Genomic DNA, 22,273 nt, shown 5'->3' with positions numbered 1-22,273 from the left:
TGGTCGCAGGGGTGTTTAAAGTTCGTCCGGGTCCACGGTGAGTCGAACGTCAACCGCTTTGACGCCGTCGGGAAGCGCAACGAGCGGGTTGATGTCGAGTTCGAGAATCGCCGGGAAGTCGGTGACGAGTTGCGAGAGGCGCTGAATCGTCTCCGTGATACCGTCGATATCGACCGGTTCGTTGCCGCGAGCGCCGCGAAGCATCGGTGCCGCGTCGATCTCTTTCGTCATGTCTTCGGCTTCCGATTCGGCGACGGGCGCGACGCGGAAGGTCGTGTCTTCGAGAATCTCGACGAAGATGCCGCCGAGACCGAACATCATGAGCGGACCGAACTGTGGGTCGCGGTTCATGCCGACGATGGTCTCGACGCCGTTGTCGAGGTCGACCATCTCTTGGACCTGTACGCCGAGGATGTTGGCGTCGGGCTGGTAGTTCTTGGCGCGGGTGATGAGGTCCTCGTAGGCGTCGTAGACGTCCTCGTTCGAGACGCCGACCTTGACACCGCCGATGTCGGACTTGTGGAGAATGTCGGGGCTGACGATTTTCATGACGACGTTGCCGTCGATCTCTTCGGCGACTTCCAGCGCGTCGGCCGGGTCGTCGATGATAGCGCCTTCGGGCGTCTCGATGCCGTAGGCGTCGAGCAGTTCCATGGCCTCGACGCCGAGACGCGTCTCGTCGCGCTCTTTGACGCTTTCGAGGATTTCGCGGGCGCGCTCGCGGTCCACGTCGAACTCGGTGGGTTCGTCGTAGTCGCGCTCGCGGATGTCAGCGTACTGCGCGAGGGCTTCGAGACCGTCGACAGCGCGCGAGGGGTCGAAGTAGTTCGGAATACCCGCGTCTTTCATCACGTCGGAGGCGGCGTTGACGCGCTCGCCGCCCATGAAACAGGCCGCGATTGGCTTGTCGTGTTTCTCCTGGAGTTCGACGGTGTCCTCGGCGAGTTGGGTGTAGTCGAGGACGGCCGTCGGTGCCGTGAGGACGATGGCACTGCCGACGTTCTCGTCGGCGAGTGCGACGTCGAGTGCTTTCTTGAAGCGCGCGTTGTCGGCATCGCCGACGATGTCTACGGGGTTGTAGATGTTCCCTTCGGCGGGGAGCGCTTCGGAGAACGCTTCGAGCGTCTCGTCCGTGAAGTCGGCCATTTCGAGGTTCGATTCCCCGATGGCGTCGGTGGACATGACGCCGGGGCCGCCGGCGTTCGTGATGACCGCCACGTCCTTGTTCTCGGGAAGCGGCTGGTCACCGAGCACACGTGCGGTGTCGAAAAGGTGCTGGACGGAGTCGGCGCGGATGACGCCAGCCTGTTCGAGACCGGCCTGATACGCCGCGTCCGAACCGGCGATGGTGCCGGTGTGCGAGGAGGCGGCCTGCGCGCCGGCGTCAGTCTTCCCGGATTTCACGAGGACAATCGGCGTGTCCTTCGTGACCTCGCGGGCGGAGTCGATGAATTCGCGGCCCGCAGAGATGCCTTCGAGGTAGCCGATGATGACTTCGGTGTCGGGGTCGTCGTTCCACGCTTCGATGAAGTCGGCTTCGTCGAGGACGGCCTTGTTACCGAGCGAGACGATGTCCTTGAAGCCAATATCCTCGTCGTTGGCCCAGTCGATGACGGCCGTGATGAACGCGCCCGACTGGCTCATAAAGGACATGTTGCCGTTGAGGGCCATCTCGGGACCGAACGTCGCGTTCATTCCGACGTCCGTGTTCATGACGCCCAGACTGTTCGGGCCGACGACGTTCAGGTCGTACTCCGCCGCGATGTCGCGGAGTTCCTGTTCGCGGGCCGCGCCCTCGCTACCGGTTTCGCCGAAGCCAGCCGTGACGACGACGACGTTCTTGATGCCGGCCTCGCCCGCGGACTTCAGCGCCGGGAGGACGACCTTCGGGGGAACGACGATAATCGCAAGGTCGGCGTTGGTCTCGCCGACGTCGCCGTAACACTGCAGGCCGAACAGTTCGTCGTACTTGGGGTTGACCGGAACGACCTCACCGTCGAAGTCTTCGATGAGGTTGTCCATGATTGCCCGGCCGATCGCTCCTTCACGCTCGGTCGCACCGACCACCGCAATCTGGTTCGGCGCGAACAATTCGGATAGCTCTCCCATTAGCAATTGATTTCCGGCATTGCCTGATAAACTCGGTGGTGTGGGCCGTCTCACGGCCTGTGGTGGCACGCTACAGTGCCGCAATTAATTGCTATGGTTCGTTATTTATTCACCTAGATTCGGGCCGAACATATTGGAATTAGTACACGAGTCGTGGCCGAGACTCAGTTTGGGTCGCAACCAATCAGATTGCAACACGGTTGGGTCTGCTCGCCGACACACGGTCGGACGCGCCACGCGACGACGACTGAAAATGAGATTAAATTGCCACAAATCGCTCGGAACGAGTGACTCTCTCGTCCGGCGTCTCGTTAGAACGAACGCCGGTGAGACCGCTCTCGGTCGGTCGGTACGTCCGTTTTGGCCGATTGTCGAAGAAATCGGAGGATATCGTTTACGAGAGTGTTTTGTACGTGGTTTGTTGGCGATTAACTATCGTTCGTGTGCGCGAATGTATGCACGGCAATGTACCCGTTACAAGTCACACTAACCGAGTCGATTGCAGAGTTGACGAACGCCGTACTGGCCTTCTTACCGCGACTTGCAGGCGCGATTCTCATCCTGCTCGTCGGCTGGTTCGTCGGCAGTATCGCGGCGCGTCTCATCGCGCGCGTCGCCGACCGAATCGAAGTCGATAGGGCGGTGCTCGAAACGCCGGTCGGGAAAATTCTCGGCGGCACCGAAAAGACGGTCTCGCGGGCGTTCGGGACGCTCGGTCGATGGTTCGTCTACGCGATTGCGGTCCTCGCCGCGGCGGACGTACTGGCCGTTGACCTGTTTTCCGAATGGGTCTCGACGGCGGCCTCGTACGCCCCGTCGTTCGTCGCTGGACTGCTCGTCATCGTTCTCGGCTTCGTCGTCGCCGACTTCATCGGTGACGCGATTATGCGGACTCGCGCGGCGACCGAAACGTCCTACACGAGCATCTTCGCAATCGGTGCGCGACTGTTCTTGTACTTCACGGCGGTCGTCATCGGTCTGAGCACGATGGGCATCGACGTCGAGATTCTCTTTACCATCGCCCAAGCGTTCGCGTGGGGTCTCGCGGCCGCGTTGGCTATCGGTGTTGGCGGCGCGGTCGCTTTCGGTGCCCGCGACTACGTCGCCGCCAACGTCGAACGGTGGATGGGTTCGGCCCGCGCCGTCGCGGCGACACCGGTCTCTCCGATGGGAAGCGACACCGATTCGCCGGACAGCGCGTCTGCCGCGGACGACTGAGTAGTCCGCCGTAGTCGCTGTTTTTCACGAAAAGTCAGGAACCAACGAATCGGGTCCCAAACGGTGAGTCCGACGACAGTGTCTCGGTCACGCTGACGGACGATTCGTGCCACCATACGCAGAATATATCAATTTAAATACACTGGCTCATCGCTCTCATTTTTTGGCGCGACGAAACCACAGACGCGGCTTCGGCCCGGTACTTGGATTTAGGGTAGCCGAAAACTATCTGAAATATGATAATATTTATCGGAGCCGAAACGCTACTGTTCGTATGGAGCAACTCGCCGCCCTCGCGTTCGTCTTTGTCGCGGGGCTTATCACGGCCATCGCAACCGGTCTCGGCGCGATTCCGTTCTTTTTCGTGTCGGACGTGAGCGACCGCTGGAACGTGGCGCTCTGGGGTATCGCCTCGGGGATTATGGTCTCTGCGTCGCTGTTCGGTCTCATCTTCGAAGGTCTCGCTAACGGGACGCCGGTGGAACTCGGTATCGGTCTCGGGGCGGGCGTCGTTCTCGTCCTCGTCGCACATTACTTCATCGAGGGCGCAGAGGTGCACCCACAGAAATACGAGGAGGCGGATTTCAGAAAACTCGTGTTGATTCTCGGCATTCTCACCGTCCACAGTTTCCCCGAAGGTGTGGCCGTCGGCGTCTCTTTTGCCGACCTCGGTCTCGAAGGCGGCTTCGAGCTTTTCGGCTTCGTCGTCCCACTCTTGGCGGTGTTCATGACGCTCGCAATCTCGATTCACAACATTCCCGAAGGTCTCGCCGTCTCCATCCCGCTTCGGTCGATGGACGTTCCCAACTGGAAACTGGTCTGGTGGGCTATCTTCTCCAGTCTGCCACAGCCTATCGGCGCGGTCGTCGCGTTCTACTTCGTGCGCGTCGCCCGCGAGTTCCTGCCGTTCGGCTTCGGCTTTGCGGCGGGAGCCATGGTGTTTCTCGTCCTCACGGAGTTCATTCCGGAAGCGTTGGAACTCGGCGAGCGTCTCCCCCGCGGTGGGAAAGTCGAACTGGCCGCCGGACTCGCCGCCGGGTTCGCAGTCATGGTCCCGCTCGCATTCATCTGAGAACGGGCGACGCCACGAGTCGAGAGACGGCGGCGTCGCTTCCAGCCCGCTACGATACACAGAAAATCGGTCGGGCGCGGATGCAACGTGCGTTGCACCGACGGTCGCGGCCGCGACTTAGTGCGAGTGTCCGAGTGCGTCGGCGAGTGCGACGCCGAAGCGCTCTTCGAACAGTTCTTCCATCTTCTCGTTGATTTCGGCGATGTCAGCCGGCGCGCCGCCCTCGTTGTGGTGTGCGACGACGTGAGCCTGCTGTGCGAACGCTTGGACGACGACGTCGGCGACGACGTCGGTCGGTTCCTCGCCCTGCTCCGAGAAGATATCGACGAGACCGGCGGGGAGTTCGACGTCTTCGGTGTCACCGTTCGGTCCTTCGATGGTGTATGTCTCAGTTTCGACCATGCCCCCACGTGGGGTCGGCCGCGGGTTAAGGCTTGAGTTTGCGGGCGTCGTCAGTGCCCTGCCGGAAAGCACCAAAACCGCGCGGCGACGGTCGGGAAACGGCTCGAAAAGGTGACCGTGTTTCGTCAGTCAGTCTGTGGAATCGCCAGCGTCCCCGCCGCAAAGAACACGACCGAAAGCGCCGCGAGGATACCGAGGTTCGTCGTCCAGTCGCCGCCGGTGTAGGTGAGCGCCCGGACGCCGCGAGCGAAGAACGTGAGCGGCGAGAGATTCAGCGCCGGCACGAACCACGACGGGAGCAAGTCGGGCGTCACGAACGTCTCGGAGAGGAACAACAGCGGAAGCGCGATGGCGTTGCTCGCGGCGATAACGCCGTCTTGAGAGTCGGCGACGCTTCCGATAATCGCGCCGAGACCGCAGAACAACGTCACACCGAGCGCGACGAAAGGAACGATAGCCAGCGTCGGTGCCGAAAGCGGAATCGACGCACCGGTCACGAGGACCGAAAGTCCGAGGAGCAACAGCGCCGCGAGACCGATGACGACGACGTTGACGAGCGAGTGCGCGAGAAGCCACTCCGAGCGAGAAAGCGGCGTCGTCGCCAACTTCTCGAAGCGGTTGCCGTCGCGGTGGCGGGCGATGGTGCTTCCGACCCGCGACAGCGGCGTAAAGAGGACGACGACGGCGAGATAGCCAGCGATATAGTACTCTTTCGGCTCGGCGAAGAGACCGCCGCCGGTCGGTTGCGTCTGGACGAGCGCACCGAAGATGACGACGATAATCGCCGGGAAGAAGAACGTGAAGAACACGGCCGTCCGTCGGCGGAGAAACGAGTGCCACGAGGCGACGAACTCCGAGCGAACGCGAGCGAGCGAACTCATTGGTGCCCTCCGATGGCCGCGGCCGCCGCGGGACGCGCCGCTTCGAACTGCTCGCCCGTCAACGAGAGGTAGACCTCTTCGAGACCGGGTTGCTTCCAGACGAGCGATTCGTAGACGACGCCGGCCTCGTCGAAGGCCGCAACCGCGTCGCCGATTTCACGCGGGCCGACACCGTAGACGGTGACGCCGTCTTCGGTCGTCTCGGTTCGGAGCGCGGGCGCGAGCGTCACGGATTCGAGGTCGAGGTCGGCGTCGCCCGCGGTCCGGACGACGAGTCGGCTCTCGCCGCCGTATTCCGCGACGAGTTCGTCCGGGCGACCGACCGTGACGAGTTGTCCTTCGTTGAGCAAGCCCACGCGGTCGGCGAGTCGTTCGACTTCCGCCATCGAGTGGCTGGTGAGAAACACCGTGGTCCCGCTGTCGGCGAGGGATTCGACGAGCGACCAGAGCGACCGGCGACCGGCGGGGTCGATGCCGGTCGTCGGTTCGTCCAAAAAGAGCACGTCGGGGTCGTTGACGAGCGTCAGGGCGATGCAGGCCCGGCGCTGTTGGCCGCCGGAGAGGTTTTCGTACCACGTGTCGGCGGCGTCGGCGAGTCCGACTTCGTCGAGCACGGCGTCGGGACTGCGCGCGTCGTCGTAGAGACCGGCGTAGTAGGCGACGAGTTCGCGGGCGGTCAGTCGCCCTGCGGGCGTGAAGTCCTGCGGGAGCAACCCGAGTCGCTGGCGGTTGACCGCCGTCGGGTCGCCGCCGAGGATGGTTGCCATCCCGGATTCGACCGTTGTCGTCCCTGTGAGGGCGCGAACCAGCGTCGTCTTCCCCGCGCCGTTCGGACCGATGAGACCGAAAACCTCCCCTTCGGCGACCGACAGCGAGACGCCCGAAAGCGCCTCCGTGTCACCGTAGGATTTCCTGAGGTCGTCGGCGACGAGTACCTCGTCCATGTCCTATTCGACGGACCCATCGGGTGGTAAGGGATTCGGAATCGACACCCGATTCGAAGGCTACCAAGACGACCACATCACACACTCTCTGGCCGCCGAAACCGCAGTAAGCCTTACTCCTAATGCAGTGCTAACAGGGTGCATGGATGGTTCCCGACGCGACTTTCTCGCCGCGACTGGCGCGGCCGTTCTCAGCGGACTCGCCGGTTGTGCGGGCGAACCCGGTACAGATGGGGACAACACCGGAACCGATGGCGGAGACGCCGCGACACTATCGCCCGACTCCGACGCCGACGGGGGTAACGACTCCAACGGATCCGGTTCTCTGTCCGGTGTCGAAGTCGGCTACGAAACCCTCGCGGGCGGCTTCACGTCGCCGGTCGATATCGCCATTCCGGCGGCGTTCGACGGGACGAAACGATTCGTCGCGGACCAACCCGGTCGAATCTGGTTACACGACGACGCCGGGCTACGGAGCGACCCGTACCTCGATATCGCGGACCGCGTCGTCGATGTCGGCGGCTACGACGAACGCGGGCTTCTCGGGATTGCCTTCCATCCCGAGTTCGGCGACAACGGTCGTCTCTTCCTCCGGTACAGCGCGCCGCATCGGTCCGGGACGCCCTCGAACGACAGCCACACGTTCGTCCTGAGCGAGTTGACGGTCGAACCGGAGGCAACGACCGTCACCGCCGATTCGGAGCGGGTCCTGCTCGAACTGCCGCAACCGCAGGGGAACCACAACGCCGGCACCGTCGCGTTCGCCCCGGACGGTTACCTCTACGTCGGCGTCGGCGACGGCGGCGGCGCAAACGACGAGGGGCGCGGTCACATCGAAGACTGGTACGAAGCCGTCTCGGGTGGAAACGGACAAGACGTGACCTCGAATCTCCTCGGGAGCGTCCTCCGAATCGACGTCGATTCCGAAGGGGACGGCGACCGGCCCTACGGCATCCCAGCGGACAATCCGCTCGTCGGCCGCGACGGTCTCGACGAGCAATACGCGTGGGGCTTCCGAAATCCGTGGCGGTTGTCGTTCGACGGCGAGGACTGCTACGTCGCCGATGTGGGACAAAACCGGTGGGAAGAAGTCAACCTTCTCCGCCGGGGCGGCAACTACGGCTGGAACGTCCACGAGGGCACACACTGCTTCCGGCGGGACGACTGCCCGACGGCGACGCCTGAGGGAGAGCCACTCCTCTACCCGGTTCTCGAATACCCCCACGGCGGCGACGGTCCCTCGGGTATCGCCGTCATCGGCGGCCACGTCTACCGTGGTGCCGAAATCGACGCGCTCTCGGGTGCGTATGTCTTCGCCGACTGGCAATCCGGCGGTCGACTGTTCGCCGCTCGTCCGCAGGAGTCGCGGCCGTGGGACATCACCGAGATTCCGATTGCCGTCCGTGACGACGGCGGTCGGTTCGTCCTCGCGTTCGGCCGCGACCCAGCCGGAGAACTCTACGTTTGCACCAGCGACAACTCCCGCGTCGGCGGCACGTCCGGAACGCTCAACCGTCTACGGAAGGTTTGACGCCATCCACGCAGTGCAGGCTGTCGCCGTAGTTCTCACCTGCCACCGCCGCAGTTCTCACCTGCCGCTCTCGCAGGTCGGGTCAGGCGTCGCCATCGACGTTGACGCGGCGGCCCGTCGTCGCGGACTGGTACGCCGCTTCGGTCAGCGCCGTGACGTGGAGTGCATCTCTCGCCGGAATATACAGGTCGGCCTCGTCGCGGGCGGCATCGACGAAGTTCCGAAGTTTCTTCCGCGTCAATTCCTCGAAGTCGGGGACCGGCGGCGTCGCTCGATAGGTCGTTCCTGCCTCCGTCACCGCGATGGTCTCGCCGTCGAACACGACCATCCCCTCGGTGCCGATAATTCGGAGCGACTCGCCGGGGTCCGGAACGCTCGCTCCGTCGCCGGAGACCGCAACGCTGGCTGTGAGTCGGTCGCCGTCTCTATCGAGTACGACCGAAAGCGCCGTGTTTACGTCCACGTCGTAGCCGCGGTGGTCAACCGCGGCGGCGACCGTCACGGGCTTCGAGCGCGTCACCCAGAGCATCGCATCGAGGAGGTGCGACCCGGAATCGTACAGCTGGCCGCCGCCCGATTTGGCGGGGTCGCCGCGCCACTCGTCTTTCGTCCACCGAATCCACTCCTGTTCGAGGTGGCAGACGACCATGTGTGGGTCACCGATGCGGCCGGAATCGACGATGCGGCGTAGTTCGCGGTATCGCGGGTCGAAGTGTCGTTGGTAGCCGACCGCGAGCGTGAGACCGTCCTCGTCGGCGCGGTCGATGAGCGCCCGCGCGCCGCCGAGGTCCGTCACCATCGGTTTTTCCACGTGAACGTGAACACCGGCTTCCAGCGCCGCGAGCACGTGGTCGAAGTGCGCCGTGTGCGGCGACGCAACCGTTACCGCGTCGAGAAACTCTCCGTCGAGCAACTGCTCGACCGACTCGTACGTCGGAACGTCGAACTCGGCTTCGAAGCGCTCTCGGCTCCCTTCGTCGGGGTCGGCCCCGGCGACGACGCGCACGCCGTCTAACTCGTCGAGGAGACCGCACTCCATGAATCCGAGCGTGCCGAGTCCGATACCTGCGGCTCTAAACATGATTTATATATCGTACGGAGCGCGGAAAAGCGTGCGGGAAGGTCACAATTTGCATATAATAGACACGGCTCGGTGAGGTGTAGACCACGTCTCCCGCACCGACGCGACACCGACGACCAGCACTGAACGCCTCGCCGCAACTCGGAGTATTTTGTCGTTGGCCGCCGTCATGTCACGTATGACCCTCGACTATCGGCGACTCGGGTCCACCGGCACCCGCGTCTCGGAGTTGTGTTTCGGCACGTGGCGGTTCGGGCGGCGGACCAACGACGTCCTCGAAACCGACGAATCGGACGCCCACGAACTCCTCGACGCGTTCGAGGAGCGCGGCGGCAACTTCATCGACACCGCGAACGTCTACGGCAACCCCAACGGCACCTCGGAGACGTACATCGGTAACTGGCTGGCCGACCGCGACCGCGAAGAGTACGTCCTCGCCTCGAAGGTGTATTTTCCCTTCGACGAGGACAACCCGAACGGCCGCGGGCTCTCGCGGACGCACATCCGCAATCAAATCGAGGGGACACTCGACCGCCTCGACACCGACTACCTCGACCTCTACTACATCCACCGCTGGGACGACGAGACACCCATCGAGGAGACGCTCCAGACGCTGAACGCGCTCGTCGAGGAGGGCAAAGTGAACTATCTCGGCGCATCGACGATGGCGGCGTGGCAACTCACCAAGGCGCTCTGGAAGTCCGACGCGAACGAGTACGCCCGTTTCGACGTGACCCAACCGCTGTTCCACGCGGGCTACTACGAAGACGTGAAGGAGTACCTCGACGTGTGCGGTGACCAAGACCTCGCGGTCTGTCCGTACTCGCCGCTCGCCGGCGGCTTCCTCACCGGAAAGTACGAACGCGCCGACCCGGACGACCCCGCACAGTACGTCGCGCCCGACGGCGCGCGCGGGTCGTTCGACGACCGCTTCGAGCAGTTCTACGTCTCCGAGCGCGGCTGGCACGTCCTCGACGAGATTCGCGCCGTCGCCGACGAAGTGGACGCCAGTCCCGCACAGGTCGCACTCCGCTGGCTGATGGACTATCCGGATGCGACCGTTGTCCCCATCGTCGGTGCGCGGACGACCGACCAACTCGACGAGAACATCGGCGCGGCCGACGTAGACCTCTCGACCGCCCAGTGGGAGCGCATCATGAACGCCCGATACGACGAAGAGGGGCGTCGTTGGGGTCACTGAGGCTTCGATAGCGGCCACGACACCCACGTATCCTTCATTTCATTCGGGGCAGTCCAGTCTACTCTATCCACTTCACTTCGCACCGTACCCACTACTCCGCATCACCTCCCACTCTGCCTATGCGAATCCGAGGTCTCTGAGGTAATCGCAGACGACGTGCACGTAGAGGACGATTGCGACGAACGCGGCGAGCGACTCCGCGCCCGAGAGTGCGAGACCGCCGACTGCGACGCCCCCGAGAAGGTGGTGGCTCAGGAGTCGCTTTCGATTGAACGCGCCACCGAACTCTTCGAAGACCTGTTCTTGGTCGAGGAGGCCCACCCGCGGGTTCGTCACGGCGAGTTTGAGGTTGTCCCAGTCGCCACGTTCGATGCGGGCGATGACGAAGTGGTCGAGGTCGATGACGACGCTGAGAAACGCCGCGGCGACGACGAGAAACGCCACGCTCCCCGGCGGGTCAGGCGTGACCGCCACAACCCCGCCGACAGCGCCACCGACGGCGGCGTGTTCGAGTGACTTCACGACTCGCGTGACTCCACGATTCGAAGTTACCGTCCGACGTGCGGCCGGACTCGACGAAGGACGATGTCCGGGTCGAACTCGTCTTCCGATTTATCCCAGACGCGCTCGCCGTCGACGGTAACGGTGAGGACGCCGTGGTCGCCAGTCACGAGCGACACGCGGTCCAGTCGGTCACCGAACTGTTCGAGGAGCGCGTGCTGGAGCGTCTCGGCGCGGTCGAGATAGCCGCACGGAACGCAGTACTCGATTTCGACGTCGGTCATACGCGTCCCTACACGGCGGACGAGTAAAAACGAGGCGGCGAATAGGGTCGGCGTAGCGACGCCCGCGGACTACTTTCCGAACCCGGGCCGCCACCGAAGCAAGACCACGGTCACGAGAAACACGAGCGTCGAGAGGTCGTACGAGAGCGTCGTCACCGTCGCCGCGAGGGCCGTCCCCGACCCGAAGACGCTCGTCGTGAGCGATGCGAGGATAGGCCACGAACACGAGACACACGAAAACAGACCGACGACGCCCGAGACAGCCGCACCCGCGGCTTCGATGACCGTCTCGTAGACGAGGAACGCGAGGGCGGCGTAGCCGACAACGCGCGCCGGCATGAGGATGAGGTTGAACAGGTCGCCGCCGTAGATGAGCGCCGGTCCCCACCCCGGCGGGAGAAACGCGACGCGAAGGCCGTCACCCCCACCCGGAACGGGCGCGGTGATAAGCCCGCCGGCGACAGCCAAAATCGCAAAGTAGCCGACTGCCACCGCGGCCGCTTTCCGCTTTGTCGCCGTCGATGCCGGCGTCACGTCGCTGTCGAACAGTATCCAGAGTCCGACGACGACCCACACGACGCCGTAGAGCGCGTATCGCGGTGCGCCGAGGCTCGCCTCGGTGAAAAGCAAGTAGAGGAACGTCAAAATTAGTGTCGTGTTCACGGCGAGCGCGGCTCTAAGCAGGTCTCCTCGCGTCGGACGTGACAGTGCGGATGTCGTTGCCATAATTGGAGAGTCGTTGGTTCGGGTTGGAAGTCGATTGCGGTCGGTACGGCGGGTCTCAGAGCGCGAGCGTGTCCACGACGATAGCGAGGAGCAACATTCCGAGATACGCGTTGGAGGCGTGGAACGCTCGGAACGCCGCCGTGTCGTCTTGCTCGTAGTGCAGGCGTACGACGAAATAGAGGAACGCGCCGCCGAAGACGATGCTCGTCACGAGGTAGACGACGCCGAGCGCGTCCATCACCGCGAGTCCGGCGGCGGCGACGAGCGTCGCCCCAAGCCACCAGAGGATGTGCTTTCGTGTCTCGGTCTCGCCGCGGACGACGGGCATCATCGGGAAGCCGCCTCGGGCGTAATCGTCCTTATACGCAAGCGCGAGGTTGTAGAAGTGCGCGGGCGTCCACAGGAAGATGACGACGGCGAGGACGATGCCGCCGAGTCCGACCTCGCCGGTGACTGCGACCCACCCGATGAGAGCGGGAAGCGCGCCTGCCGCGCCGCCGATGACCGTATTCTGCACCGTGTTTGGCTTGAGAATGAGGGTGTAGACGACGCTGTAGAAGGCGATTGCGACGACGCCGAGGACGGCCGCCAGCCAGTTCACGGACGCGAAGAGCGCGACCGACCCGGCGGCGAGAACGAGTCCGAACGCGACGGCGTTGCGGACGGGCACGAGGTCAACCGCCAGTGGGCGGTCGCTGGTTCGTTGCATCCGGCGGTCAACGTCGCGTTCGAGGACGTGATTGAACGTGCCGGACGCACCGATAGAGAGGACGCCGCCGCCGAGCGTGGCGAGGATAATCGATGGCGTCAGCGCCGTCGAACCAGAGACCGTCCCCGCGAGCGCCATCGCCGCCGAAGCGACGAGACAGAGAAGCCACATCAGGCGGGGCTTCATCAGTCGGAAGTACGCGCCGACAGTCGCCTTCGCCCGCTCGACTGGGTCGGTCGGGATGGGCGGGCGTTCGCTGTCGGAAGTCGGTCGGTCGTTCATCTCGGGCATCCCGGCCGGTTGGTCGTCGGGGTCGCCGGTTGCCGCTTCGAGCGTCCACGCGAGGGCGGCGACGAGACCGCCGAAAATCGCCATCCCGATGACGAGGTGGACCGTTGAGAGCGATGCTCCGGTGTCGGTCGTTGCGACGACCGCACCCATGCCGGCCTGAACCGGGTAGAGCACGGCCGATGCGGTCACAGTTGCTTTGACTCGACGGGATGTGTCTGCTCGCCACGCCATCACGAGCGTTGCGAGCGTGAGCAGTCCGACGGCTACTGCCGCGAGACGGTGACCGAGTGCGACCCAACCGTCCGTCGTGGTTGGTAGCGAGAACCCGTCACCGCACGCGGGCCACGCGGCGCACGCGGCGGTCGCATCAGTAAGCGCCGTCGTCGCGCCGACGATGAGCAGAAGGTAGACACCCATCGCCGTCGCGGCGAGCAGGCCGTGAAATGTGTTCGAATCGCGCGTCGTGGCCACGGAATTCACCTACGGCTGGTTTAGTCCGTCCCATATTTAGGACCCGCGCTTTTGCCCCCTCTGAACCAGCGATACGACCCGAAGTATGGCGGGGGTGCCTACAAGAGTGCTGGGCTAAGAGTCGGTATGCATTTATGCGGCTGTTCCTAACCGTCGATTAGCATGAGAAAGACGCGTTTCGCGCTCGCGTCCCTGCTCGCGGCGGTCGTAATGGCGCTCGTTGCCACCCCCGCCGCCGCGCAGGCGTCTGCCTCGTCGGAACTTATCAACCAGCTGAACGGGAAGCTGATGTACGTCGCAATCCCGATTACCGTGCTGGTGCAGGTCATCCTCCTGTATACGGTTATCAAGTTCCGCAACAGCGAGCGCGCACTGCCGACCAGAGAGAACCGCCGACTCGAAATTACGTGGACCATCGCAACCGCGATTATCCTTCTGTTCGTCGGCGTCGCCTCCTACGGCGTGCTGGCTAACGAGAACATCACGCACCAGGGCAACGACATCGCCGCGGACAACGACCCGGTCGTCGTCACCGCCGAAGCGTATCAGTGGGGCTGGAACATGTACTACCCCGAAGAAGGGAACTTCACGACGGGTAACAAAATCGTCATCCCCGCCGACAGACCGGTCTACTTCCAGGTGACATCAACGGACGTGATACATGGATTCCACGTCCCGAAGCTCGGTCTCAAACAGGACGCGATGCCGCAGTCTACGAACACTATCAAGACGGTCGCGTACGAGGAAGGCACCTACCAAGGCTACTGTACTGAGTACTGCGGCGTCGCTCACTCGCAGATGTACTTCACCGTCGAAGTCGTCTCGGGCGACGAGTACGAGTCGTGGCTCCAAGAGCAGAAAGCGGCAAACAGCGACTCCTCGGAGTCGTCTTCGAACAGCGCCACGGCAACCAACGCGACTGCGAGCAACACCACCGCGGCCAACGCTTCGCAGTAACGCGTCTACATCCGCTTCGGTTCGTCAATCTCTGAGTGGCGACGCTGGTGTGTCCGCGGTGAATATCGAAAACAGTGACCGTCAGTTTCAGTTTGCCGTGATTCGCTCCTGCGTCAACAGCGCCGCTCGACGATTCGTTCGATGATGCGCCCCGACGAGAGCAGTTCGTCGTCGTAATCGGGTTCTCGCGGCGTCGCACGGGCGACTTCGCAGTCGATATCTCTGGCTTCGAGCGCGGCTTTGATGCCGTCTTCGTCGTGGTGTTGGTCGTATCCGAGAACGATTACGTCGGGAGAAATTTCCTCGATCGGAACGAAGATGTCGTCGGCATGGCCGAGATGGGCCTCGTCAACCACGTCAAGGGCGGCGACCATGTCACGCCGCTGGCGGTCGTCGAGTATCGGACTCGGCTTGTGAGTCACGTTCTCGCCCCGCGCGATGATGACGTGTAGTTCGTCGCCCATCGCCGCCGCGTCCGACAGATAGTGGACGTGGCCCGGATGGAGAATATCGAAGGTCCCCTGTGCGATAACTCGTCTCATATGTCACCCTTCATTTGTCTAACTCCGCGTCGATGTCTTCCTGAGTAAAATCGAAGAACGATTCGGGGTCCGGGAGGTCCACGTCGAGGACTGGCAAGTCTCTGCCCTCGCCGGACTGGTCGAACGCTTCCCAGTCGTCGATGCCGTACGGCGCGCCGATAATGATGTGGACGGTGCCGCTTCCGAACGTATCGAGGTCCGCGTCACTCGGGCGGATGACGCCGTTTGGATGCGAGTGAACCGACCCGACGGCGCGGAAGTCGTTCGGAACGAGGTCGTTTCTGACGGTCGCGCTGTAGGGGTCCGAGACGGTACCCGGAATGATGAGCACGTCCGTCACCACGAGTCCATCTCGGTCGAGACCGAGTCGTCCGGCGTCCTCGCCGCGGAGCAGACCCATGTACTCGTTCGGATGCGTCTCCGCAGATGCTTCGAGCGCGAAATCGAGGGCGTCGGCGGCGATGCCGATGACCTCCCGCGACCGGAAGAGTCGCATACCGAGTCGTCGGCGGGCGCTCCATCTAAGCGTTCCGAAACCGCGAGTCCCGACCGAGACATTGAATCGGTATACTGAGGGGGCCTGTCGCGTCAATATCACGTATGCTTTCCCCCGAACTCGCCGACCGCGTGACGAGCGCGCTCGATGCCGACGCACCCACGGCGACGACGGAACTCGACGGCGGCCACGTCGGACACGTCTACCGACTCGACTTCGCCCGTCGGCGTCCCGTCGTCGTCAAAGTCGGTGACACGCCGCTCGATGTCGAAGGCGCGATGCTCGACGCACTCGACGCCGCGGGACTACCGGTTCCGTCCGTCTATCACGCCGATTTCGACCTCCTCGTCCTCGATTACGTCGAGGGAAAATCCGAACTCACCGACCGCGCCGAACGCGACCTCGCCCGACACCTCGCGGCGCTTCACGAGACTACCGCTCCGGCGTTCGGCTTCCAGTTCGACACGCTCTCCGGTCCCTACCGACAGCCGAATCCGTGGACCGACTCGTGGGTCGAGTTCTTCCGCGACCAACGACTCCGTCCGTGGTGCGACGCGGCGCGGTCGAACGGGCTTCCGGCGGCGGTCGCGGACCGAATCGACGACGTCGCCGCCGACCTCGACAGTCTCGTCTCCGAGCCGTCTGCCCCGCGACTCGTCCACGGCGACGTGTGGGAGAAGAACCTTCGAGTGCGTGACGACCGGGTCGTCGCCTTCCTCGACCCGGCGTGTTACTACGGTCACCCGGAAGTCGAACTCGCGTACATCGACTGGTTCGACGGGGCCGGTGACGCGTTCTTCGATGCCTACGACGAACACCGGGGCATCGACTCGGGATTCTTCGACGAGCGGTCGCCCGTCTACGCGTTGTTCCCACTTCTCGAACACGTTCGCGTGTTCGGGTCGGAGTACGTGCCTGCTGTCAACGACGCGTTGGACGAAGTCGGGTATTAACCACGAATCTATCGTAACCGACATTTCTTTGAGGGCGTTCGCTGACGGGACGCATTTTTCACGTCTCGGCTCTCTCGGTGGCGTCTTCGCCCGTCGCGCTCACGAGATACTTTTGTAAAGCTTAACACCACCCCCTAACCTAGCCAGACTATGAGCGACGAGCACGCCGGGGATTCCGGCGACGACTCGGGTCCGAATTCGGACGCGCGACCTACCGTCTACGATCTGGCACCGAACTGTACCGTTGATGACGTCGAGACTGGCGCGTACTACCACGCCGTGGTCAACGGCGTCGTCGAGTACGGCATCTTCGTGGATATCTCTGATTCCGTCTCTGGTCTCATCCACGAGTCCAACCTCTCGGCCGACTACGAGGTCGGCGACCGACTGGTCGTCCGCCTCGACTCCATCCGCGAGAACGGCGACATCGCATTCGCGGAGGACACACCGGACGATTACCGGACACTGACAATCGACCACGAACCGACCATCACACCTATCTCTCGTCTCACGGTCGGTGAGTCTGTCACCATCGAAGGCGTCGTCTCCCAAATCAAACAGACCGGCGGCCCGACCGTCTTCCGCATCGCCGACGATTCGGGTATCGTCGCCGCCGCCGCCTTCGAAGAGGCCGGTGTCCGCGCGTTCCCCCACGTCGAACTCGACGACGTCGTCCGCATGACCGGCACCGTCGAAGACCACGAAGGCACCCGCCAACTCGAAGTTGACGGTCTCACGGTTCTCGAAGACGACGCGGCCGCCGAAGCCCACGATCGAATCGACGCCGCGCTGGACGAGCGCGCCGAACCCGAATCCGTCGAACCGCTCGTCGAGTGGCCCGCCTTCGAAAAGCTTCGTGACGACCTCGAAGACGTCGCGCGCCTGCTTCGCCGGACGGTCCTCGAAGGCCGCCCGATTCGCGTCCGCCACCACGCCGACGGTGACGGCATGTGCGCGTCCGTTCCGGTCCAACTGGCTCTCGAACGGCTCATCACCGAGGTCCACGACGACCCTGACGCGCCGAGACACCTGTTCAAGCGCCTGCCGAGCAAGGCCCCGTTCTACGAGATGGAGGACGTGACCCGCGACCTGAATTTCGCCTTGGAGGGGCGCGCGCGCCACGGCCAGCGGCTCCCATTCCTCCTCATGCTCGACAACGGCTCGACCGAAGAGGACGTCCCCGCCTACGAGAATCTCGCCCACTACGACGTCCCTATCGCGGTCGTTGACCACCACCACCCCGACCCCGAAGCGGTTGACCCGCTTTTGGACGCGCACGTCAATCCGTACCTCCACGGCGAGGACTACCGCATCACGACGGGCATGATGTGTGTCGAACTCGCGCGGATGATTCACCCCGACGTGAGCGACGACCTGCGTCACGTCCCTGCCGTCGCCGGTCTCTCGGACCGCTCGAAGGCAGAGGTCATGGACGAGTACATCGAACTCGCCAAAGCCGAGGGCTACGACCGCGAGGAACTGCTCGACGTCGGCGAGGCACTCGACTATGCGGCTCACTGGCTTCGCTACAACGATGGCGCGTCCATCGTCAACGACGTGCTCAACGTCGGCTGTGACGACGAATCTCGCCACCGCGAACTCGTCGAATTCCTCTCGACGCGCGCCGAGCGCGACGTCGAACGACAGCTCGAATCTGCCGAACCACACCTCGAACACGAGCGTCTCGAAAGCGGGGCGAACCTCTACCGCATCGACCTCGACAAGTGGGCACACCGCTTTACCTACCCCGCACCGGGGAAGACGACGGGCAAGCTTCACGACCGGAAGGTCACGGAGACGGGCGAGCCGGTCATCACCATCGGCTACGGACCCGACTTCGCCGTCCTGCGCTCCGACGGCGTCCGCCTCGACATTCCACGGATGGTCGCCGAACTGAACGAGGAGGTCGTCGGCGGCGGCGTCTCCGGCGGCGGCCACCTCGTCGTCGGGTCCATCAAGTTCGTCAGCGGCATGCGCGCCGAGGTTATCGACAGCCTCGTCGAGAAGATGGCCGAAGCCGACATCGACGAAGAGCTCTCGACGACGGCGTAATCCGACGTTCAGCGTCGCGCCCGCCGCAGTCGAACCGAACGTTTAGTTTTCGAACTCCAGTCGCTTGAGCGCCACCACCCCGGCCAGCACGGCGCCGACCGCCGCGGCGACGAGTCCCGGACGAGCCCCTCGGTTGCTCGCGCGCCAGTCCGCTTCGAACGCGCTTCGGTAGTACGCGGCCGCGTCGGGACTATCGAGTGTGAGGACGACTTCGCGGTTCTCACGGGCCGAGTGCCGATTCCAGTTGAGGCTCCCGACGATGGCGGTATCGTCGGCAACGACGCCTTTCGCGTGAATCGCACCGTATCGCCCCGCGGGGCGGGCACGTCGGACCGACAATGGGTTCCCGGTTCTGTCGGCCCAGTCGTTCAGCCGCGTCGCCAACGCTCTGTTTTCGTCATCGACGTACCACGTACTGCCGAGGAGCAAGCGGACGCGAACGCCCCGCGTCGCCGCGCGCTTGAGTGCGCGGACGAATGGGCCGTCTGCTTCGACCGTCGGCTGTACCACGTCGATACGACGCTCCGCGGCGTCGAGTCGGTCGATAGTGGCTCCCTCCGCGTTGTCGGGCGCGAGCAGTATCGAGGTGTTTCGAACGCGGACTCGCTCGGGCGCGACGCGCGACGGATACGACCCGTTTGCGGCGTCCGCGGTGACGAACGAGCGACCAACGCGAAACGAGTTCCACGAACGCGTGTTGGGGAGCGACGAGTCGTCGTCGAACGTCGCGGCGAGGTCGGCCGCCGCGCTCGGCGAGTCAACGACGACCCCCCAGCCGCGGCTTTTTGCGCCGCCGGTTCCGGCCGGTTTCCAGTTTTCGGTCATGACGAGCGCACGCTCGTCGGCGACGGCGTACTTCGCGTGGTGAAACGAGTGGGGTTCGCCGACGACCCGGACTGATACGCCCGCGGTTGCGAGGCGGTCGAGAACGCGCGCCGAGCGGCGCGGCATGCCACCGACTGGCGCGTCATCGACGAGTACTTCGACGCGAACGCCACGGTCGTGGGCGGCGACAAGTTCGTCCGCGACTCGGGACGACGAGACGACGTAGCCGGCGAGTAGCAGTCGCGTTTCGGCACTGCGGAGGGTTTCGAGCGGGACCGCTGGTGAATCTGGGAGGACGAAGAGCGTCGCATTCGCGGCACCGTGCGTCGTGACGTTTCGGCGCGGGAGCGTCCGCGGCCACCACGACCACTCGCCGTCGCGCCGTTCGAGCAGTTCACCCTCGTGGCTTCGGGCGTACGCGAGTCGGTCGGTGACGCGCCCGGCGACGCGGAGCGTGACGGTCTCACCGCCGTTTGCGAGGTCGAGACCGGGCGAGACGACGGTATCGTTCGTCAGATTCGACGCGGCGGCCGGGTCCGAAGCGATGGCGACGCGACCACCGGGCGCGACGAACGAGACGCGTTCTTCACCGTCGTCGAGCGAGACGTGCGCGCCGGCCGGTGCGCGAATGGTAACGTACTCGCCTTCGTCGCCGGGCGTCGTCGGGTCCGGAAAGGCGGCGACGAGGCTCGCGTCGGTCGCGTCCGCGGTCGCTATCGGCGTGGCTCCGACGGCGACGAACACGAGAACGACGAGGGCGAAGCGACGAGACACATCACTCGGTGGTCCCGTACTGTTACAAAAACGTTCGTCCGGGTCGGTCACGCGGGACGAACTGCGAAACGGTCGAGCGTCTTAGACGGTCGCGTCGGGTTCTGCGGTTCCCTCGCCGAGGAAGTCGGCGGCGAGTTCGGCCTCGCGCTGGACGAGGTACGAACGGTCGTCGGCGTATTCGGCGGCCGCTTCGAGTGCGGTTTCGGTTCCGATCTGCCGGAGCGCCCACGCGGCGCTGGCGCGCACGGAGTCCACGTCGTCGTCTGCGAGCACGTCCGTGAGCGGTTCGACGGTTCGCGTGTCACCGAGCAGTCCGAGCGCGCGCGCGGCGGCCGAGCGGACGTTTTCGTTCTCGGTGACGAGTTTGTTGGCAATCGGCTGGGTCGCTTCCTCGGAGCCGATTTCGCCGAGCGCTTTGAACACGACCTTCTGGAGCGCCGGGTCGTTGTCGCTATCGACGTAATCGACGAGCATCTCGACGCCCGCTTCGGCGGCCATCTTGCCGATGGCCTTGATGACGCCTTTGTCGCGGCGCTTGGCTTGGCCTTCGATGGTTTCGTAGGCGCGGTCGTCGTTCATGCGCGTGAAGGCCTCGATGCAGTACTCCTGCATGAAGTCCGACTGGAAACTGTCGAACGCGAGGGCAATCATCTCGACGTTGCCGCGCTGTTCGTGTTCCTTGAGCGCGGACAGTTCCGGCGGGTAGTCCTTGTAGTGGCCGAGAACGTCGTAGAAGCCCTGAACCTGCAGTTTCTCTCGGGTTTCGAGGTCGTCCCACTCTTGGGCGTCGTCGAGTCCGTCGGCCAGACCGTCGGCGACGGCGATGAGGTCCGCAATCGTCTCCGCGTCATCGTCGGCGTCGAGACCGGCCGATTCGACCGCCGAGATAGCGTCGTCGATGGCGGCTGTGAGGTCGGATTCGGCGTCGCCGTCAACTGCGACCGACGAGTCGAGCACGTCGTTGAACTCGGTTGCGAACGTCTCGACGGCGGCGACGATTTCGCCTTCGCCCTGCTCGGTCCAGCGGGTGTCGGTGATAGTCGATTTCGCCCCGTCGAGCGTCTCGACGGCGTCTTGGGCGTACGGACCGCGCTGGGATTCGAGGTCGTCTCGGAGGTCCGAGAGGCGCGATTCGAGTTCCTCGGCGGGGTCGTCTTCGTCTTCGTCGTCCGGTTCGGGTAGTTCTGCGGACTCGATGTCAGCGTCGATCTCGTCGAGCGTCGCCTCGACGTCGTCGAGGTCGGCTTCGGTTTCGGCCGCTTCGAGGGCTTCTTCGGCCTCGTTCAGGCGCTCGTCGAAGCTCTCGGGCGAGAGTTCTGTCGTATCGTCGTCCCCGTCACTCATATGCCGGAAGTCCGTCCGTCTGTAAAAAGAGCGTTTCCCTTCGCTTCGCGCCGTCGCGCGGGACCGCCCGCACGCGGTTGCCTCTATGTGGGGGTATTTTTCGCCGCGACCCCGTCTGTCGGGGTGTGACTGGTCCCACCGTCGCCGTTCCGCAACTTTCGGTCTCCGATCTCGATGTGGCACAGAACGAAGAGACGATACGAGCGCGCGCGGCCGAACTCCCCGACGACGTCGATATCGCGCTCTTTCCCGAGTACGCGCTCACGGGTTTCGTCGCCGACAGTCGCGCCTACAGCGGCGCGGTTTCACGTGCCCACGCGACAGCGTTTCTCACCGATGTTGCCGCCGACAACGACTTCGACGTCCTCTCGGGGTTCCTCGAACGCGACGGCGGGTCGCTGTACAACGCCGCGGCGTACGTTCGCCCCGACGGGTCGGCCTCCGTCTATCGAAAACGCAACCTCTGGGGCGGCGAATCGGCCGTCCTCGAACCCGGGACGGAGCAGGTCATCGTGGATACCCCGGCCGGGAAAACCGGTCTCCTCACCTGCTACGACCTGAACTTCGTCGGCGACAGCGCGGCCATGACCGACGAGCGCGTGGACGCGCTGTTCGTCGTCGGCGCGTGGCCCGCGGCCCACTCGGAAAACTGGCGACTGCTCTGTCGCGCCCGCGCGCTCGATGGCGTTCGATGGCTCGTCGGCGCGAACCGAACCGGAACCGGAACGCTTCCCGGGTCCCAAGAAAAGGAGTACGCCGGTCGCTCGGTCGTCGTCAGGCCCGACGGCGCGACCGCCGCCGCGCTCAACCGCGGCAACCGAGACCTCGTGTGGACGCTCGACCGCGAGCAGGTCACAGAACAGCGTGGCTTCATCGGCTCCGTCGAGTAGTCGGAAACCGGTCCACATC

21 protein-coding genes are annotated in these 22,273 nt (G+C 64.1%); 8 read left to right on the top strand and 13 right to left on the bottom strand.

The features are described from left to right. Positions 1–15: 15 nt before the first annotated feature. Positions 16–2,109 (bottom strand): acetate--CoA ligase family protein, encoded by a 2,094-nt coding sequence (locus C440_RS14525; protein ID WP_008321342.1) that lies wholly within the window; start codon positions 2,107–2,109, stop codon positions 16–18. Positions 2,110–2,574: 465 nt separating this feature from the next. On the opposite strand from C440_RS14525, the gene C440_RS14520 reads away from it, so the two are divergent. Next, positions 2,575–3,327, top strand: coding sequence for a mechanosensitive ion channel family protein (locus tag C440_RS14520; RefSeq protein WP_008321340.1), 753 nt, complete (start codon positions 2,575–2,577; stop codon positions 3,325–3,327). A 274-nt stretch (positions 3,328–3,601) separates the two neighbouring features. Beyond that, complete coding sequence (locus C440_RS14515; protein ID WP_008321338.1) at positions 3,602–4,399, top strand: ZIP family metal transporter; 798 nt, start codon at positions 3,602–3,604, stop codon at positions 4,397–4,399. 117 nt (positions 4,400–4,516) lie between these two features. Here C440_RS14515 and C440_RS14510 read toward each other — a convergent pair whose 3' ends face one another. The 3 genes from C440_RS14510 to C440_RS14500 all read right to left on the bottom strand — a co-directional run bounded on the left by C440_RS14510 (position 4,517) and on the right by C440_RS14500 (position 6,626). Beyond that, positions 4,517–4,801, bottom strand: a complete 285-nt coding sequence (locus C440_RS14510; RefSeq protein WP_008321337.1) for a DUF7545 family protein — start codon at positions 4,799–4,801, stop codon at positions 4,517–4,519. Positions 4,802–4,926: 125 nt separating this feature from the next. Further along, positions 4,927–5,682, bottom strand: a complete 756-nt coding sequence (locus C440_RS14505) for an ABC transporter permease (RefSeq protein ID WP_008321336.1) — start codon at positions 5,680–5,682, stop codon at positions 4,927–4,929. Next, positions 5,679–6,626: an ABC transporter ATP-binding protein gene (locus tag C440_RS14500; protein ID WP_008321335.1), complete on the bottom strand. Its 948-nt coding sequence runs from the start codon at positions 6,624–6,626 to the stop codon at positions 5,679–5,681. The genes C440_RS14505 and C440_RS14500 overlap by 4 nt, the downstream gene beginning before the upstream one ends. A 142-nt stretch (positions 6,627–6,768) precedes the next feature. On the opposite strand from C440_RS14500, the gene C440_RS14495 reads away from it, so the two are divergent. Next, positions 6,769–8,157: a PQQ-dependent sugar dehydrogenase gene (locus tag C440_RS14495; RefSeq protein ID WP_008321334.1), complete on the top strand. Its 1,389-nt coding sequence runs from the start codon at positions 6,769–6,771 to the stop codon at positions 8,155–8,157. A gap of 82 nt (positions 8,158–8,239) precedes the next feature. Here C440_RS14495 and C440_RS14490 read toward each other — a convergent pair whose 3' ends face one another. Further along, the gene (locus C440_RS14490; RefSeq protein WP_008321333.1) at positions 8,240–9,238 is read right to left on the bottom strand and encodes a Gfo/Idh/MocA family protein; all 999 of its coding nucleotides are present in this window, start codon (positions 9,236–9,238) and stop codon (positions 8,240–8,242) included. A gap of 178 nt (positions 9,239–9,416) precedes the next feature. On the opposite strand from C440_RS14490, the gene C440_RS14485 reads away from it, so the two are divergent. Beyond that, positions 9,417–10,439, top strand: a complete 1,023-nt coding sequence (locus C440_RS14485; RefSeq protein WP_008321332.1) for an aldo/keto reductase — start codon at positions 9,417–9,419, stop codon at positions 10,437–10,439. 117 nt (positions 10,440–10,556) lie between these two features. Here the strand turns inward: C440_RS14485 and C440_RS14480 are convergent, their stop codons facing one another. The 4 genes from C440_RS14480 to C440_RS14465 all read right to left on the bottom strand — a co-directional run bounded on the left by C440_RS14480 (position 10,557) and on the right by C440_RS14465 (position 13,421). Continuing rightward, positions 10,557–10,961 carry a hypothetical protein gene (locus tag C440_RS14480; RefSeq protein ID WP_008321331.1) on the bottom strand — a complete coding sequence of 135 codons (405 nt, stop codon included), beginning with the start codon at positions 10,959–10,961 and terminating at the stop codon, positions 10,557–10,559. A 26-nt stretch (positions 10,962–10,987) separates the two neighbouring features. Next, entirely contained in the window at positions 10,988–11,224 is a 237-nt protein-coding gene (locus C440_RS14475) for a SelT/SelW/SelH family protein (RefSeq protein WP_008321330.1), read from the bottom strand. 69 nt (positions 11,225–11,293) lie between these two features. Continuing rightward, positions 11,294–11,950, bottom strand: a complete 657-nt coding sequence (locus tag C440_RS14470) for a DUF7546 family protein (protein WP_008321329.1) — start codon at positions 11,948–11,950, stop codon at positions 11,294–11,296. Positions 11,951–12,005: 55 nt separating this feature from the next. Further along, entirely contained in the window at positions 12,006–13,421 is a 1,416-nt protein-coding gene (locus C440_RS14465; RefSeq protein ID WP_049915964.1) for a heme o synthase, read from the bottom strand. Positions 13,422–13,583: 162 nt separating this feature from the next. Between C440_RS14465 and coxB the strand changes: the two genes are divergently transcribed. Then, positions 13,584–14,378 (top strand): cytochrome c oxidase subunit II, encoded by a 795-nt coding sequence (gene coxB, locus C440_RS14460; RefSeq protein ID WP_008321327.1) that lies wholly within the window; start codon positions 13,584–13,586, stop codon positions 14,376–14,378. Positions 14,379–14,491: 113 nt separating this feature from the next. Here coxB and C440_RS14455 read toward each other — a convergent pair whose 3' ends face one another. Both C440_RS14455 and C440_RS14450 read right to left on the bottom strand, forming a co-directional pair. Then, complete coding sequence (locus C440_RS14455; protein ID WP_008321326.1) at positions 14,492–14,920, bottom strand: adenylyltransferase/cytidyltransferase family protein; 429 nt, start codon at positions 14,918–14,920, stop codon at positions 14,492–14,494. 10 nt (positions 14,921–14,930) lie between these two features. After that, positions 14,931–15,416 (bottom strand): Mov34/MPN/PAD-1 family protein, encoded by a 486-nt coding sequence (locus C440_RS14450; protein WP_008321325.1) that lies wholly within the window; start codon positions 15,414–15,416, stop codon positions 14,931–14,933. A gap of 104 nt (positions 15,417–15,520) precedes the next feature. Here C440_RS14450 and C440_RS14445 point away from each other — a divergent pair, with 104 nt between their 5' ends. Both C440_RS14445 and C440_RS14440 read left to right on the top strand, forming a co-directional pair. Further along, complete coding sequence (locus tag C440_RS14445) at positions 15,521–16,369, top strand: fructosamine kinase family protein (RefSeq protein WP_008321324.1); 849 nt, start codon at positions 15,521–15,523, stop codon at positions 16,367–16,369. A 150-nt stretch (positions 16,370–16,519) separates the two neighbouring features. Continuing rightward, the gene (locus tag C440_RS14440; RefSeq protein ID WP_008321323.1) at positions 16,520–18,421 is read left to right on the top strand and encodes a DHH family phosphoesterase; all 1,902 of its coding nucleotides are present in this window, start codon (positions 16,520–16,522) and stop codon (positions 18,419–18,421) included. 42 nt (positions 18,422–18,463) lie between these two features. Here C440_RS14440 and C440_RS14435 read toward each other — a convergent pair whose 3' ends face one another. After that, positions 18,464–20,020, bottom strand: coding sequence for a phospholipase D-like domain-containing protein (locus C440_RS14435; protein ID WP_008321322.1), 1,557 nt, complete (start codon positions 20,018–20,020; stop codon positions 18,464–18,466). An 81-nt stretch (positions 20,021–20,101) separates the two neighbouring features. Further along, complete coding sequence (locus C440_RS14430) at positions 20,102–21,364, bottom strand: HEAT repeat domain-containing protein (protein WP_008321321.1); 1,263 nt, start codon at positions 21,362–21,364, stop codon at positions 20,102–20,104. Between the two features lie 125 nt (positions 21,365–21,489). Between C440_RS14430 and C440_RS14425 the strand changes: the two genes are divergently transcribed. After that, positions 21,490–22,254: a carbon-nitrogen hydrolase family protein gene (locus C440_RS14425; RefSeq protein WP_008321320.1), complete on the top strand. Its 765-nt coding sequence runs from the start codon at positions 21,490–21,492 to the stop codon at positions 22,252–22,254. Positions 22,255–22,273 lie beyond the last annotated feature (19 nt).

This window comes from Haloferax mucosum ATCC BAA-1512 (assembly GCF_000337815.1).
GTDB classification, from domain to species: Archaea; Halobacteriota; Halobacteria; order Halobacteriales; family Haloferacaceae; genus Haloferax; species Haloferax mucosum.
The sequence above is the reverse complement of the archived record's forward strand: the minus strand, read 5'-3'. Positions and strand labels throughout refer to the sequence as shown.